Raw genomic sequence first — 17,278 nt, forward strand, 5'->3', positions numbered from 1 at the left:
AAAGCTATTCAATATAACAAACTACAAGAAGTCAACTATGGCTCAAGTCTTGGTTGAAGACCTAGACCCCATCATCCTAGAAAAGCTAGAAATCCTTGCTCAACAGCATGGTCACTCTTTGCAAGCAGAAATCAAACACATCTTGGAGATGGCAGTACAAAGCCAGGCAACTTCAAGCAAGCCAGTCAATATGGCAAAGGCCAGAGAGGCTGCTTTCCAAATGCGGCTAAAGTTAGTTGGTAGCATCCATACCGACAGTGCAGAACTCCTTAGAAAGGAGAGAGAAAAGTGAATCGGTACGTGATTGATGCCACTGTCGCTGTCAAATGGTTCATCCCAGAGATTAACAGCGAAAAAGCAGCTCGTCTTTTGGACGGAAATTATGAGTTAATAGCCCCAGATTTACTGCTACCTGAGTTTGGTAATATATTGTGGCAAAAAGTTCAGTTAGGAGAAATTACCCCAGAAACGAGTCGCAGAATTATATATAACTTCAAAACAGTAATGTTGCAGACTTATCCTTCAACATTGTTGTTAGAAACTGCTGTGGAAATGGCTAACACTTTAGCACAAACTGTAGATGAATGTTTTTATCTAGCTCTTGCTTTTATGGAAGAATGCCAGCTTGTCACAGCTGACCGCAAATTTTATAACGCGCTCAAAATAAGCTTTTTTGCCGATAATCTTCTCTGGGTAGAAGATATTGCTAATTTGTAGTCGCACTCTTATTTTATCCACTCGTGTTGCTAATAGGTAATTGGGGTATTATCCCCACCACCCCATCACCCCACCCCTCACACCCTTTCTTTAGCTGGTGGCGTGATACCCCACTTGCTTAATCCTTGTGAAAGTTCATTTAAAAATTTCAAGTCCTCTTTAGGTAAAGAATGAAGGGAATTTTCTGTTCTTTCCAAAAATAGAAAAGCTTGTCGGAACTGAGTTGGTGTTGCTTCAATCGGTGAGTTGAGGTGACAAGGAATAATCCGTTGAAAATCCCAACTCGCTACTTGATTAGCCCATTTGATAGTTTTTTCTGGGTCTCGGTTCAGAATTAAAGTTTGCAGGATGGGTGCAACAAATAAGCGTCCGTCCCCGCTTAGGGCATCAAAAGACTGTTGCCAGTCATTCCACTTAAAGGGAAATAAACCGAAATAGGCTTTCTGAGAACGATCTGGCGCCCCCAAAGCATGACGCAAGACTTGCCTCGTACTAATTACTTCCAGCGCACTCGGTTGGAAGTAAAAAACAAATAAGACAATTCGCTGCCACCCTTTACGACGGTTAGCCTCAGTGTCAAAAACAATGTGGAAGGCGTTGTCTCTGGCATGAAACAGTAGAGGATAGGGGTCAAGTTGAACTATTGGGGGTGGATCTGCGGGGATAGACAGAACTATATCCGTGACTAGCAATGTACGCGATCGCTTATGGAAAAATGCAACTTCGGCAAATCGTCCTACCCCCAATTCAATCGGTCCAAGAATTGCGTAGTCAAACTCATCGGCAAAGGGTGTATCACTGCTATTGGGTGGAAGTACATGAGTACGTCCTCCTGGTAAACCCAGCCAACTCAGGGGCAGGTTGAGAGGAAAACTCCACTGCTTCGGGGCTACAAAGACTTCTGCTTGGGGAAAACGTCTGGCAAAAGGGCCCACAAAGACTTTATGTTCTAAGCCAGAAATGGTAGGCAGAATAATATATTTAACATCCCCGTGTTCTGTCACTAATTCTTCAACGAGGCGGATACATTCTGGGGTTGGTGCGATCGGTGCGTAAACGAGGAGTCCACCTGCTTCTAACTTCACAACAGTCATGCGAATAGGCACGACAACATAGAAAATCCCTTGTATCTGGTCAAATGTCCAGATTGTATCTTTTACTACTTCTTGCCGGAGTGTGCGTCGTCTGCCAAATGGATAGAGTGGTAAAATAGGCCAGAAAGGCCAAGACCAATCTTTTAAAGAGATGCCATCCTGTTGTGTCTGCATATTTTGCGTGTTCATCGTGGTTTTCTCCACGACTCGATCCTCCCGAATCCCCAAGGCTGAGAATATTTTATCTGAATATCTCAAACCAGTTGTCTTGAAAATAGGGTAAAGGGTAAAGGTGAAACGGGAAGGGGAAGAACATAGGAATCGGAGATTAACTTAACAGCAAACCCATAATCCATCTGTGTTCATCTGTGTTCATCTGTGTTCGTTTAATTCATCTCCTCGTTGTAAGCGATCGCCCCTGGGGTTCTAGCTTGAAAATTCTTAAACCATTATCTGTTTCCTTTTAAAAGCTGTTTAACTTCTGCTTCCTGCCTCTTGTCTCCTACCTTCTTTGATCCAAATCGCCAGCCCCCCTCCACGCCCACGTGCTACGATGAAATCTTCGGTCACAAGAAAGAAAACAAAAAAGGGTAGTTTGGCAATAGATTGATTGTAGAAATCTTCTGTTTGACTCTGACCGCCTCGAATCTGTTGTTTGTAGACAACACGACCAAACAAGCTGATTTGCATTTGGGTAAAATCAAAAGCCAACAAGTTTTTCTTTCCCAAATATCTGGCTGGCCCTGTAAATTTTAACAACAGACCGCCAAGTTTTACTTGATTACTTATTTCCCCTTTGTCAGCAGCTATATCTGTAGCAGCAAAACAAATGTGTGCCGCCCCAAACTTTGGTACATAAAAACCCCTACCTAATTCAATTCCTCCCCTATTTTTACGTTTGCGAGTTCCAGTGGTAAAACATAGTCGCCATTGACCAAGTAATGATGTCAAGGGATAAGTTAATTTTTTTTGCTTAGCAGCTTTTTCTGCTTGGAGTAAGGCATTTACCACTGTTGGGACGGCAGGGCGATCGCTTGCTTCTCCCCGATATGCAGAAACAGCCTGCTCAAGTACAGTTGTAAAATGTTGTAAAGTTGGTGATGTTAATTCAGGCGATCGCATTGATTTTTTAATGATTACTTGCCTTGCCTGATGTTTCATCAGGTTGTAAATTGGTTTGGTTTGGATAAGTAGATTCACAAATTGAGAGAGCAGTCCTTCACCAGCCCAATCTGGCTTAATTTTGTCTTTCATCTGAGATTATGTGTAATCGACGCAAGATAACTGTTTATATTTTAGGTTTTAATGTTAATTTACTGAGAAACTACAATTGAGAACACGAAAATTTATTAAAAAATAAATTCTTCTACCTATGAGTATTCTATTCAACCCAAAATTCCGCCTTTTCCTCGGTTCTGCTGCTATATTATCTGTTGGTTTCGGTAGTGCCTACTTATATACTCAGTCGAATACTCAACAGCAAATTTCTCTTGCATCTGTTCCAACGAGTTCCATAATTACCAAAAATTTACAAGCTGAGAATACAGTTAAACAAAGTAATTTTACATCAAGTTCAGGATTGATATCAGCATCTACCCCCTATCAAGTAATTGATGAATTTAAAAAATATAAATATAGCGTTAATGGTAATCAAATTCTCTCTTCTGCCAAACTTCCAACTAATAAGGTGAGTTTCAACCAAAAAGATTTATTATTTGTTCTTACTAATACTAGAAAATATTACCAAGACTACGCTAATCAAGACCCAGATATTCTCCGAACGGGATTACTAGGGACTATGGGAGTTAGTGTCCAAGATACACTGAAAACTCTAGATTTTATGATTGCTGTTTTAAAAGAGGATATTGCAAATCATCGCACAACTCGTTTACAAGATCACAATTTTATCAATACTAATTTTCGAGTCATTAAATGGTCTGCTTATAAACCACAAAATCCTAAGCAGAAACGGTTGAGAATTACTAAGTATGCCGTTTTTACTCATACAGGCTCTAGGAAAAAAACTGCGAATTACAATATACCAATTTACAGTTTAAAAGATAACTTAAGTGGTGACAAGTTTTATACTAGATATACCAAACAGGATGTTTTATCAGGTATTTATGAACCTGGGGGAAGAGAATACGGTAAAGTTGAACCTCTTGCTTATTTGACTCGTCAAGGCTTGGAAGAAGCTTTGATGCAAGGAACAATCTTGATTAACTTTACTGATGGTTCTCGAGAATTTTTTAATGTAGATAGAAATAATGGAATGTCTTATGTTCGAGGAGTAAAACCAACAGCACAAAAGCGCTATTGGTATTTTAGAAAAGTAAATGCCATTAAAGGCTATGGATATAAGATTGATGCAAAAATTTCCATTAAGCCAGGAGTAACTTTTGCTGGGGATGTATTAAATATTGGTTTAGGTCGGGTAATTGTAATTGAGTATGGTCAAGGTAAAAATAAACGCCTCAAAATGGGAGTAATTGCCGATACAGGTGGAGCATTTCTACCAAATCTTTATCAGCTTGATTTTTTAGCAGGGATTTTTAAGACAAATAAAGATTTTAGCAGGTATATCAGTCAGTTACCCGAATATGCTACAGCCTATATTTTAGTGAAAAAGTGAATATTTGATATTTCTGAATCAGCCCTTTCAAAGTAACTCGTAAATCTCTTTTTTCCTCTCTGCGTTCTCTGGGTCTCTGCTGTTGATAAATTATTTATTTAACAGCAGAGGTGCTGAGGACACAGAGATTAAGAGGAGTTAACTGTCGATAATTTTATCCACTTTTAAAAAGCTACACTTATAAATTTAGGTATGGGATTTATCACCTTAAAACAATTCTTCTTTGATTAACCGACCATCTTCTATGTGAATTATTTTATCTGCTATATCTAAAACTCTGTTGTCATGAGTTACCATCAAAATAGCACATTGTTGTTCCTTAGCCAGTTGGTGCATTATTTCTACAACCTCTCTACCAGACTTACTATCTAAGGCAGCAGTAGGTTCATCAGCTAAGACTAATTTGGGCTGACTCACCAAAGCACGAGCAATAGCTACCCGTTGCTTTTGTCCTCCCGAAAGTTCGGTAGGATAGTAATTAATTCGATGTCCTAATTTAACAGCATGTAGCATTGCTTCTGATTTTAGGCGAGACTTTCGGTAAGAAATATTTCTGTGTAGTTCAAGTGACATTTGTACATTCTGTCGGGCTGTTAAGAAATCCAGTAAGTTGTGAGCTTGGAAAATATAGCCAATGTTCCGGCGTACTTGCACTAATGTTTCATTACTTGCCCCATGTAACTCCCAATCCAAAAATTTGAGGCTTCCTTCTTGGACAGAGCGCAATCCACCAATCAAAGTTAGTAAAGTTGTTTTTCCAGAACCCGATGGGCCAGATAAAATCAAAATTTCTCCAGATTTTATCACCAAATTAATGTCAAATAAAATCTGGCTTCGTAATGATTTTTGACCAAAATAGTGATTGAGATTTTTAACGGAAACAACAACTTCTTGTTGAAACATGGATTTTGTAGTTCATTTGATGATAAAATTAAAAAATTTCGGCTGGATCTACTACTCGCAATTTATTTGTTGATAAAAATGCAGAAGTTAAGCACATTAATAATGTCGCAAACAATATTATTAATGCCTTGTCATAGCTCATAATAACTGGTAATTTAGTAGCATTTTTTGCTAAATCATATAGAAATATAGATATAAATATGCCCGGGATATAACCTAGTATTGCCAAAATGAAAGCTTGTTTAAAAACTACACCTAGCAAGTATTTATTTTTAAATCCCATTGCTTTTAAGGTTGCATATTCAGCTAAGTGGCTAGATATATTACTATAAAGTATTTGATAAACAACAACTACACCAACAATAAAGCCCATAATTACCATCAGATTAAAGATAAATCCAATTGGTGTTCTGACACTCCAATAATTTTTTTCAAAATCAATAAAACCTTCACGTGTCAAAACTTTCACATCTTCGGGTAAGTGATCTGACAGCATTGCTAAAACTTTTTGGGGATCAGTACCAGGTTTGAGAGCAAGTAAGCCTATATCTATATATTCGGGAGAACGATCTTGGAATACTTTGATGAAAGTTGAGTAACTAATCATTAAATTGCCATCAACTCCAAAGGAAGGCCCTAGCTTGAATAAGCCAGCAACTTTTACTCTATAACCAACTAATGAATTATATCCAAATATTTCAATACTGACGGGTTCGTTTTGGGAAAATTTTTCTGCAATTGGACCAAATTCTGGACGTGAACCACGATCAAATAAAACTACGTTAGGACGTTTGAGCAGATTTAGATTTTCATTAACTTCGGGCAATTTAAAAACCGATTTTGCGGGATCAAAACCAAGTACATAAATCGGAAATTTCCGACCATTTATTGGATTTTTGAGTTTAGCAAATTGAACGTATAATGAGTTGACTGATTCTATATCATCAAAGCCTAATGCTTGATATAAGCGGATGCGTGGAAAACTTTGATTTGAAGTCAAGGATTTATATTGGGAACTGATTAAAAATAAATCTCCTTCTAAGTTTTTTTGTACTTGCGTAGCACTGGCATAAAGAGCATCTTGGAAGCCAATTTGCATAAACATCAAAACAGCTACAAATGCAATACCAGCCAAAGCTACTAGAAAGCGAAGTTTTTGTCGAGCTAGTTGTAGCCAGGCTACAGGTATTTTATTTCTCATCTTTTAAACCTCAAAACTGAGATTAGAATTTATTCGTGAGATTGCTCAGTGTTTATGAGTACTTCTACTTGTAAGTTAGTAAGGGCTGCTACTCGTTGATTATCTGCTGGATTATTGATACGGATCTTGACCTCAACTACTTTATTATCTGTATCTGCTGCTGGATTGTTAGTAAAGATATTTTGTTGAGTAACTTGTAAACCTATATCTGTTACTGTTCCTTGTATTTCTCCCACAAAAGCATTGCTAGTAATAGTTGCAGGCTGACCTAAACGTACTTTTTGAATATCAGTTTCATAGACTTCGGCTACCACATACATCTGATCTGTGCGACCTATCTGAGCAATTCCTTGATTGCCAATGATTTCTCCAGGCCAGGTATAAATTTTTATGATTTGGCCATCTATAGGCGATCGCACTATGCTTAAATTCAGATCCGCTTGAGCCTGTGCTACTGCTGTTTTTGCCTTCTCAACCTCAGCTTGCGCTGCTTGTATATCGGTAGGACGGACTTCAGCGATACTTGCTAGCCTGGCTCTAGCTTCTGTTAACTGTTTTTGCAGAGTGTCGACTGTACGGTTTTGCGTAGCTTTTGCCTCATTCAGTTGTTGTTGAACAGTATCCACTCTCAAGCGTTTAGCATCTGCATCGGATGCTGAAATGGCTCCCTCTTGGTATAACATCTGATATCGGCGATTTTCGCTTTCAGCATTACGCAATTCTGCCTCTAGGCGAGCTATGGTTGCTTGTTGTGCAGATACTTCTCCACGTAACTCAGCTTCTATACGAGCAATAGTCGCTTTTTGGGCAGCTAAATCTCCTGCTTTTGCTCCTACTTTGACTTGATTGAGACTAGCTTGAGCAACTAGAACTTGTTTTTTAGTGTTTTCTAAGGCTGCAAGACGAACATAGAAACTATCAAGAAGTGCAATTGTTTGTCCTTTCCGCACCTTCTCTCCTTGCTGCACCAACAGTTGTGCAACTTGAACACCACCTTGGGAATTAGGAGCAGACAAATTAATCACTTCTCCTTGAGGCTCTAAACGTCCAAGAGCAGCAACAGCACTAATGGTAGGAGAATTAACTGGGTTAGCTGAAGTATTGTCTACGGATTTAGATCGAAATCTAGAAAAGCTGTAGAGAGAAATTGCACCAATACCTAAAGTCATAGCAATTGCCAGAATTATAGGCAAACGATTTATAGGTATCGTAATTGGCTGCCTTTGTTTTTGCACCATAATCTATGCCTTCCTAGTATGAAATTTGTAGACAGACAAATGGCAATAGCTCTGCTCTACAGTCATGGGCTTTTCGATTGCTCAGGTACGGGTGGTGTCAATAGCGTCGCTACATCAATTGCCGTTCCAGTTCAAGAATTATCGATTATATAGATAGTGGAAAATAAACCGGATAAGTTTGGCTTTTGAATTTTGGATGTGATTGTTGCTATCAGAGGATGGATTATAGAAAAAGTATCCATCACTCTGTAGTAGTGGGAGCCAATCAGGAATGTGTGTCTGCAATATTGTATTGCTTTACGGGTTTAGCATACCTCTTTTTTCCTTTTCATAATGTCTAAGTATTCGCTACGAGTTCCATCGATGCGGTAGTGGTCACAAATTTGACAGAGTTTTAAAAGATCCAATCGACTAAATACTTTTTGATGCTCAATTCCATTGTCGTTTCTCCACCGCCAAAAAGTTGTTCGATCAATACGGCGATTGTTTTCAGGCCATCGTCGCCGTGATAAAAACTCTATAAGTTCTTGTTCATAAAAACAGTAGCCTTTTGGCAATCTGAGGAGTTCTTCTCTTAAATCAGATATTGGTATGAGTGGATCTAGCTCAGATAGTCTCATGCCAGCAACTCCATTTAGTTTCGTGAAATTCTAAGCAAGTAAAAACTGAATGTGACAAGACGTAATCATATCTAATGGCAGATGATGTAATACAGTTATTAAGGTAATTGATGTTTGCAATGTTATTGCCTCCTACTTTATCAAAGAATTGAACTTTGTCTTGACTCAATTTAATCACCAACCATAGTCTTTAAGATACTCAAATGCAACTCATATGCAACGTCTTTAAAGAGAAAAAATAATTGAGACTAAAATATTAGCATTAATGTTCACAAGCACTTCATGAAAGGCAATATGATTAGTAAAATTGAATTAATAATATATTCCAAACATCTATCATGAAGTAGAAGAGCTTGTATCATTTATATGTGATATTAATAACAGTAGATAAATGTTAGAAACTATAGATTAGTTAGTACAATAAATTCTTTTAAATCTCTACTTTTTGGTAGATGCTCATGCTAACACACTTTCTACATTAGCTTGTATACAATTATCCTCCCTTGTTCTTCTCATGAAAGAGAGTTAGAGGCATAGATTGCAATCTCAGAAATAGTATTACTAGCTTGCATAAAACTCAGAGATTTATCTTGTCATCAGAGACAACATAAGGTAAGTTCATAATCAACAATAAAATTCTCTTCTTTCTTCTGTTTTTCACCTAATTTTCAGACTAACATTCCATCAACACGATTTCTCTCGTAGAAGACATACAATTTATATGCAATTTTAGAAAATAAACTCTTGGTAGATGAGATAGTGTTAGAAAAAGTTTGAAATGGTGATGTGGCTAAAGTTGTTCGCATCCTAAAGAGAATGAAACTACAGCGATTCATGCTCTCATTGACAAGGTTTGATCACCAGCGGCTAATTTTTCATGCAGCCCGCCAGACAGCTCGTAAAGCTGAAATGGCACGTATCGCGGTGCATGAATGGCTTAATCAACACGATGCTGAACTGGAAGAATGGAAAACCAAAACAGCTTCTGAGCTGGGAATTAGTATTAGTGAACTTGAAAGGCGGCTATTATCTGCTGCTGAACAACAGACAGAATCTAGAAAGAAAAGTAATGATGCTAATTAACAATACTATTTTGTAGGCAATTGTCAAATTAACGCAGCTAATATAGTTACGTTAATTTACAACTGCCTACAAAAAAGACTCGCTAATAATTTCAAATCATAGAAATAAGTTTGTTGCATTTAAGTTGCTACAAAAAAGCAACTAGTCTACAATGAGCAGCACGAGTAATAGATGTTATTACTTAGATGCACAGAGTTGGATTAATTTCTTTAGATGAGGTAATCCAAGCTCAAGCTGCTTAACTACTTATGTAGCAAGCTTGAAGATAGAATTCTCAACTGCTCTGTCAAACAATCAATGATTTTTTTCTAACAATTAATTCCAAACTTGTTTTTTGTAGAGTACATAAATCTTGGTTATTTCCCTACATTTCCCAAGTAAATAATGAAGATTAAGTCATGGCTCCTTCTAGAATTGAAGTTGACTTTGCAAAGTTACAAAAAGAAGTTAGCAATTGTGAACAGACTTTGGACAAACTTATAAAGGTTAAAAAGATGATGTCTGCAAATGCAACTGAAATCAATAAAATTAACAAAAAACTGCACCAGAATCCTGTTGCTATTATTGGGATGGCTTCTATCTTCCCAGAATCTAAAAATTTACAGGAATACTGGGAAAAAATTATTCGCAAAGTTGATTGTATTACCGATGTTCCTCCATCACGCTGGAACATTAATGAATACTACGATCCTCACCCCAAAACCCCTGACAAAACTTACTGCAAACGTGGTGGATTTATCCCAGATATCGAATTTAACCCTATGGAATTTGGACTTCCTCCCAATGTCTTGGAAGTCACAGATGTTTCACAGTTGCTAGGTTTGGTTGTTGCTAAAGCAGCAATGAAAGATGCTGGTTATGGTGAAAAAAGCCAATTTAACCGAGAACGCACAGGGGTAGTTTTAGGTGTAGCACTGGCAAGGCAGATGTCAATGCCATTGGCTACTAGATTGGAGTATCCTGTTTGGGAAAAAGTCTTAAAAAGTAGTGGCTTATCTGATGAAGATACGCAAAAAATTATCGAGAAAATCAAAAGTGCATATGTGCAATGGGAAGAGAATGCCTTTCCCGGTATGCTAGCGAACATAGTGGCTGGACGAATTGCCAACCGCCTGGATTTGGGAGGAATGAACTGTGTGGTGGATGCTGCCTGTGCCAGTTCCTTAGGCGCACTTGCGATGTCAATTAGTGAACTAATTGAGCATCGAGCCGACATGATGCTCACTGGTGGAGTTGACACTGACAACTCAATTGTTGCCTATATGTGTTTCAGCAAAACACCAGCTGTTTCCCCAAGCCAAAATCCCAAACCTTTTGATGCCCAATCAGATGGGATGATGCTGGCTGAAGGAATAGGGATGTTGGTGTTGAAGCGCCTTGAAGATGCGATTCGGGATAATGACCGAATCTATGCAGTTATTAAAGGTATTGGAACCTCCAGTGATGGTCGTTACAAAAGCATCTATGCACCTCGCCCAGAAGGTCAAGTCAAAGCTTTGCATCGTGCTTATGAAGATGCAGGTTTTTCACCTACTAGCGTAGGTTTGATTGAAGCACACGGTACAGGCACCATGGTTGGAGATCCAGCCGAAGTCACAGCTCTCAAAGAAGTTTTCGGGGAAAAAAATTGTAAAAAACAACATATTGCACTTGGAAGTGTCAAATCACAGATTGGACATGCCAAAGCTGCTGCGGGTGCAGCAAGTTTGATCAAAACAGCATTAGCTTTACACCACAAAGTCTTACCAGCAACCATTAACGTTACTAAGCCGCACCCAAAACTAGGTCTGGAAAACTCACCGTTGTACTTGAATACAGAAACAAGACCTTGGATTCGTTCTCAAGCAGAAGTACCAAGACGTGCAGGAGTAAGTTCTTTTGGTTTTGGTGGTACGAATTATCACGTTGTGTTAGAAGAATATTCGAGTGAACACGATCGCCCTTATCGTTTACATCATACTCCCCAGTCGGTACTGTTATTTGCATCCACACCTGAGCAGTTACTAACACGCTGTCAAGAAATTCTACATCAGTTGCAATCCCCAGAAAGAGAACAGCACTATGCACAACTGATTGCGGCTTGTGCATCATTAGAAATTCCTGCCACAAATGCCAGAGTTGGATTTGTAGCCGAGTCTTTGACTGAAGCTTATAAAGCATTGCAAATATGTATTGACCTACTCACCAAGAAGCCACAAGCAGAATCGTGGGATCATCCCCAAGGAATTTACTACCGCAAAGCTGGTATGGCAACAGCAGGCAAGGTAGTTGCCCTGTTTTCTGGACAAGGTTCTCAATACCTGGAAATGGGTCGAGAACTAGTGATCAACTTTCCTTGCTTGCGACAGACCTATGGCGACATAGATCAGCTTTTCTACAAAGATGACTTACAGCCTGTTTCAGAAATAGTTTTCCCTCCCCCAGTTTTTGATACAGCCCAAAAACAGGCACAGGTTACAGCATTGCAACGTACAGAGTACGCACAGCCAGCAATTGGGGCATTCAGCGTTGGTCTTTACAAGATATTACAACAGGGAGGATTCAAGCCAGATTTTGTCTTGGGACACAGTTTTGGAGAATTAACGGCTCTGTGGGCTGCGGGTGTTCTGAGTGAGGAAGATTACTTTTTCCTAGTAAAAGCTAGGGGTCAGGCTATGGCTGCACCAAATGATCCTGAGTTTGATGCTGGAGCTATGCTGGCAGTCAAAGGCGATATCTCTCGAGTGGAAGAAGTGATCAAGAATTTCCCCCTAGTGACTATCGCTAACTTGAATTCCCCTCGTCAAGTTGTGTTGGCAGGAGCGAAAGCTGAAATCGCCCAAGTGCAGGAACAACTAAAAGCGAAAGCTTATTCTACTGTCTTACTACCTGTTTCCGCAGCTTTTCATACACCCCTGGTAGCTCATGCTCAAAAACCTTTTGCTCAAGCAATTGAGAAAGTGAGTTTACAGGAGCCAACAATCCCTGTTTACACTAATGTCACAGGAGAGCGTTACCCCAATGAACCACAAGCCATTCAAAAAATCCTCAAACAACACCTGATTAATCAGGTACTTTTTAAGCAAGAGATTGAAAACATTTACGCTCAAGGTGGCTATTGTTTCATAGAGTTTGGCCCTAAAGGCATTCTCACCAGCTTAGTCAAAGATATCCTTGGTGATCAACCTCATTTAGCTGTGGCTTTAAATGGCAGCTATCAAAAAGATAGCGATCGCTGTCTGCGAGAAGCTGTTACGCTGTTACGTGTCGCTGGTTTACTTTTACAAAACCCTGACCCTTACCAAATTGAGCAGAAAGTACCAGAAGTTCCCAAAAACAAGCTGTTGACTGTCCAACTAAATGGTAGTAATTACGTGTCAGAAAAAACTAAACAGGCTTTTGTAAAAGCTTTGCAAGATGGTCATCAAGTTAGTCTGCCACAAACAAAAGATAATTCCTCAGAGGTAAATACTCCCCTTACTCTTCCTGTCCAACAGACAGACTCTTTACCTGTAAATCCAGAGCATACAAACGGTAATCATGCGGGTGTTGCCCAATCTGGGGATGAAGTAATGAACCGCAAAGACGCGAAGTACGCGAAGAAAGGATTTTTTGATAGACAGATCAAAGAAAATCATCCTGCAAATATGCACAGCCAGGCAGAACAGTCAACAAGTCTAGAGGCTCCCCAAAATTATCAACTAGTTTTAGATAGTTTAGAGTTCACCCTCATAGAATTCAATCGTCATCAACGTGATATTTTGCGTGTTCATGAAAAATCTTTGTTGCATCAGATGGAATATACTAAAATCTTTTTCCAGCTGATGCAGCAACAGAATTTATTACTGGGAAATAGTAAATTCCCTCATCAACATGCAGACACGAAACAAATTATCATCTCCTACTCTGAGCGCAGCATCATGCGCTTTCACCAGCATCATGGTGAAACATTGCGTGTTCATGAGCAATATCTCAACCATCAAACAGAACAAACCAAAAACTTTTTCCAATTACTCCAGCAACATTATGACCAGCTACTTGCTAGCATAAGTACTGAAGAGCTTACAGAATCGCTGCCACAGACAACATCCATTGTCAGCTATCAGGATAGTTCTGCTGTTTCATTTCGAGCTAATGGTGGAACTACCGCAGCAGTTGGTACACCCGCTAACGATTTTGTAACTAGCTTTGAGCCTGTTTTAATCAATGGCGCTAGTCATAGTGTCCACCATAGTAAGAGTAATGGCAATGGTACTTATAAAAATGGCAATCATGACACAAAGTCAGTTACTGTAACTATCTCTGATACTCCCGCCGTTCCATCGCCAGATGTACCATCAGTACCATTAACCATTGATGAAGCCACCCTCAGCCAAACTCTACTCAACGTTGTCAGCGATAAGACAGGCTACCCAGTGGAGATGTTGGAAGTTTCGATGGATATTGAGGCAGATTTAGGGATTGATTCCATCAAACGAGTTGAAATTCTAGGAGGGCTGCTGGAGTTATACCCGAATTTGCCCAAGCCGAATCCAGAGGAACTGGGACAATTACGCACTCTTGGTCAAATTGTGGAATACATGCGGACGCTTGTACCAGGAATTTCTCCGGTTGAGTCTGCACCCATACAAACAGCACAAGAAGTTGCTTTGGACGAAGCCAAGACAAGTGAAGAGAGTGATGTGGTGACGCAGCAAGTAGAAGATGCAGAGAGTAAAGATATACACATAGCTTCTTCTCCAGTTCCAGTTGCTCTCCCTACTCTAGAAGAACCAACTTCCTCACTTCCGTCCCTTGATTTCACTGACCTGAGCCAAATTCTGCTCAACGTTGTCAGTGAGAAGACAGGCTATCCAGTGGAGATGCTGGAACTGTCAATGGATGTGGAGGCAGATTTAGGGATTGATTCCATCAAACGAGTTGAAATTCTGGGGGCGCTGTTAGAGTTATACCCGAATTTGCCCAAGCCGAATCCGGAGGAACTAGGAGAATTGCGTACTCTTGGTCAAATAGTTGACTATATGAAGCAACAGGCTGAGACCCTGGAAAAAAAAACATTTCCAGTTGAGTCCAACAGCCAGCCTCCTAAGCTAGATCACAATATTCGCCGCAGTCCAGTTAAACTCAAAGTTCTTCCTGAACCAGATGTTTTAGATTTTACCTTACCTGAGCAGCATATCGCCTTGATTACTGATGATGGGACTACTACAACTTCAGAACTTGCTCTTGCTCTTGGCAAGCGCAACTGGAAAGTAGTTGTTTTGAGTTTTCCCCAAACCTTAATTGCTAAACAATTACCTTTACTAGAAGGAATTAATCGAGTTGTGCTGGCAAATTTGAGCGAAGAGCATTTACAAAATCAACTCGAAGCGATCGCTTCTGAGTATGGTCAAATCGCCGCCTTCATCCACCTTAATCCTGCTAACTATGATGCAAGTAATTGTGTCCGTTATCTGGAAACAGAGAAAGCACTCCTGCGTCACGTCTTTCTGATCGCCAAACATCTCAAAGCACCACTGAATCAAGCAGCAAATCAAGGGCGCAGTTGCTTCCTCACTGTTGCTCATCTGGATGGCGAGTTTGGATTAGGGTATAAAACCAACTTTGGTGCTATCAGTAGTGGACTGTTCGGACTAACCAAAACCCTGAATCAGGAATGGGAAGCTGTATTTTGTCGCGCCATTGACCTGAGTCCCGATTTAGATATTCACACATCAGTAAAATATATCCTCGCCGAACTCCACGACCCCAATCAGTTAATTGTTGAAGTTGGATACAGTTCACATGGGCGAACAACGCTGGTGTGTGAAGAGGGAAGAGGAGGACAAGGAGGAGAAATTGCTCCCTTGTTTCCCCTGTCTCCCCCCTCTCCCAATCCCCAATCCCAAGTCTTTCTCGTCAGTGGTGGTGCAAAAGGAATAACCGCTCAATGCGTAATTAAGCTAGCACAGCATTATCATTGCAAGTTTATTCTCCTGGGGCGTTCGTCTGTAGATCCTGAGCCAGTGTGGGCTGAAGGCTGCTCCAATGAAGGAGAATTGAAAAAACGGATTATGGATGATTTTATCGCCAAAGGAGAAAAGCCCACACCTGCAATGGTGCAGAAAAAGTATAAGGCGATCGCATCTAGGCGCGAAATTGATACTACTCTGCGAGCGATTGAGCAGGCGGGTGGACAAGCGGAATATCTGAGTGTGGATGTCACTGATGCAACGCAACTCCAAGAACAACTTAATGCCGCAGTTGAACGTTTGGGTGCAGTAACGGGAATTATTCACGGGGCTGGTAATTTGGCAGATAAACGCATTGAAAATAAAACAGAACGGGATTTTGAAACTGTTTTTGCTGCCAAAGTCACAGGTTTGGAAAACTTACTACGCTGTGTTTCACCTAGTCAACTTAATTATTTAGTCCTGTTTTCCTCTGTAGTGGGCTTTTACGGGAACATTGGTCAGTCCGATTATGCGATCGCTAATGAAATTCTCAACAAGTCAGCTCATCTGGTGAAACGCAACTATCCCAATTGTCATGCAGTTGCAATTAATTGGGGACCTTGGGATAGTGGTATGGTGACACCGGAATTGAAGAAAGCTTTTGCACAACGGGGTATAGAGACTATTCCTATAGAAGTTGGAACTCAAATGCTGGTTGATGAATTGGCACAAGTCAATCAACAAACAACACAAGTAGTCATAGGTAGCCCTCTATTGTATATACCTCAATCTTGCAATTCTGATTTGCAAAAATATCGTATCCAGCGCCGATTAACTTTAGCAGAAAACCCATTTTTACAAGACCATGTGATTGCTGGTCGTCCAGTTCTACCAGCCACTTGTGCCTTAGCATGGATTGCTAATACCTGTGAACAACTCTATCCTGGTTACAAATCTTTTAATTGCCCAAACTTCAAAATTTTCAAAGGAATTATTTTTGATGAAACTTTGGCAAAAGAATACACTTTAGATTTGCAAGAGATTTCTAAAAATGATATTGCAGAAATAGAGTTTGATGCTAAGATATCTAGTAAGAATCAAGAAGGAAAAATTCGTTATCATTTCAGCGGACAGATCAAACTAAAACGTCAAATTCCAACTGCTCCGGTTTATAATTCGCTTAACTTAAAACAGGAAGAAATAATTGTCGGTTCTACTACATCACTTTATCAAGACGGGGCAGCAAGCTTATTTCATGGACCTTCTTTTCAGGGTGTAAAAACTATCTTAAACATCAGTCCGGAAAAGAGCACAATAGAATGCAATTTGCCAAAAATCAGGACAAGACAACAAGGACAATTTCCTGTACAAATATTTAACCCCTATATCGCAGATGTTCAGATTCATGCATTATGGATTTGGACGCAGTATTTCTATCAAGAAGGTTGTTTGCCCTCAGAAATAAAACTCTTTGAACAGTTCGCAGCTATCCCATTTGATCAAACCTTTTACGTTTCTTGTGAAATCAAATCAAAGACAGATTCATCTGTAACTGTTGATGTCATTGCACATGATCATCAAGGAAAGATATATAATCGTATGATTGGAGCCAAGGGAACAATTTTGCCTAAAAAAAGGTGATAGTGACAGCCCTTTCAAGGTCACTAAAAATCTTCAAAAAATTTCCCGAATTTTGGTCTTTTCACCTTTGTGCCTTAGAGCCTTGGTGGTTTAAAAGTTAATTTTTTCACCACAAAGACACTAAGACACCAAGAAAATATATGATACCATTTCACGAAAAATATGATACAGATGTAAACCCTGAAAGTTTTGCTTTATCCAAGTTTTATAATTGCGAATTGCGAATTGCAAATTGTG

General features: G+C 39.6%; 10 protein-coding genes and 1 pseudogene. 5 read left to right on the forward strand and 6 right to left on the reverse strand.

The window, feature by feature from the left end:
* Window positions 1-37: 37 nt before the first annotated feature.
* Both NIES592_RS17875 and NIES592_RS17880 read left to right on the forward strand, forming a co-directional pair.
* Complete coding sequence (locus NIES592_RS17875; protein ID WP_062250878.1) at window positions 38-292, forward strand: FitA-like ribbon-helix-helix domain-containing protein; 255 nt, start codon at window positions 38-40, stop codon at window positions 290-292.
* Window positions 289-717, forward strand: coding sequence for a type II toxin-antitoxin system VapC family toxin (locus tag NIES592_RS17880; protein WP_009459368.1), 429 nt, complete (start codon window positions 289-291; stop codon window positions 715-717). Before NIES592_RS17875 ends, NIES592_RS17880 begins: the two co-directional genes overlap by 4 nt.
* 77 nt (window positions 718-794) lie before the next feature.
* On the opposite strand, the gene NIES592_RS17885 is transcribed toward NIES592_RS17880, so the two are convergent.
* A complete protein-coding gene (locus NIES592_RS17885; protein WP_073556457.1) occupies window positions 795-2,000 on the reverse strand; it encodes a DUF4336 domain-containing protein in 1,206 nt (401 codons plus the stop codon).
* Between the two features lie 285 nt (window positions 2,001-2,285).
* On the reverse strand, window positions 2,286-3,065 hold the full coding sequence (locus NIES592_RS17890; protein ID WP_256678166.1) for a hypothetical protein: 780 nt from the start codon (window positions 3,063-3,065) through the stop codon (window positions 2,286-2,288).
* A gap of 118 nt (window positions 3,066-3,183) precedes the next feature.
* On the opposite strand from NIES592_RS17890, the gene NIES592_RS17895 reads away from it, so the two are divergent.
* Entirely contained in the window at window positions 3,184-4,443 is a 1,260-nt protein-coding gene (locus NIES592_RS17895; protein ID WP_073556458.1) for a hypothetical protein, read from the forward strand.
* Window positions 4,444-4,650: 207 nt separating this feature from the next.
* On the opposite strand, the gene NIES592_RS17900 is transcribed toward NIES592_RS17895, so the two are convergent.
* The 4 genes from NIES592_RS17900 to NIES592_RS17915 all read right to left on the reverse strand — a co-directional run bounded on the left by NIES592_RS17900 (window position 4,651) and on the right by NIES592_RS17915 (window position 8,405).
* Complete coding sequence (locus NIES592_RS17900; protein ID WP_073556459.1) at window positions 4,651-5,346, reverse strand: DevA family ABC transporter ATP-binding protein; 696 nt, start codon at window positions 5,344-5,346, stop codon at window positions 4,651-4,653.
* Between the two features lie 28 nt (window positions 5,347-5,374).
* The gene (gene devC, locus NIES592_RS17905; protein ID WP_073556460.1) at window positions 5,375-6,547 is read right to left on the reverse strand and encodes an ABC transporter permease DevC; all 1,173 of its coding nucleotides are present in this window, start codon (window positions 6,545-6,547) and stop codon (window positions 5,375-5,377) included.
* Window positions 6,548-6,576: 29 nt separating this feature from the next.
* Window positions 6,577-7,785 (reverse strand): ABC exporter membrane fusion protein, encoded by a 1,209-nt coding sequence (locus NIES592_RS17910; protein ID WP_073556461.1) that lies wholly within the window; start codon window positions 7,783-7,785, stop codon window positions 6,577-6,579.
* A gap of 305 nt (window positions 7,786-8,090) precedes the next feature.
* The gene (locus NIES592_RS17915; protein ID WP_009459346.1) at window positions 8,091-8,405 is read right to left on the reverse strand and encodes a hypothetical protein; all 315 of its coding nucleotides are present in this window, start codon (window positions 8,403-8,405) and stop codon (window positions 8,091-8,093) included.
* Window positions 8,406-9,239: 834 nt separating this feature from the next.
* Here NIES592_RS17915 and NIES592_RS17920 point away from each other — a divergent pair.
* Together NIES592_RS17920 and NIES592_RS17925 are read left to right on the forward strand one after the other, a co-directional pair.
* The gene (locus NIES592_RS17920; protein ID WP_009459345.1) at window positions 9,240-9,488 is read left to right on the forward strand and encodes a hypothetical protein; all 249 of its coding nucleotides are present in this window, start codon (window positions 9,240-9,242) and stop codon (window positions 9,486-9,488) included.
* A gap of 395 nt (window positions 9,489-9,883) precedes the next feature.
* Window positions 9,884-17,041, forward strand: a pseudogene (locus NIES592_RS17925) (SDR family NAD(P)-dependent oxidoreductase); the annotation flags it as partial.
* Between the last annotated feature and the right edge of the window lie 237 nt (window positions 17,042-17,278).

It is taken from the genome of Fischerella major NIES-592, assembly GCF_001904645.1.
In the GTDB taxonomy this organism is placed as follows: domain Bacteria; phylum Cyanobacteriota; class Cyanobacteriia; order Cyanobacteriales; family Nostocaceae; genus Fischerella; species Fischerella thermalis.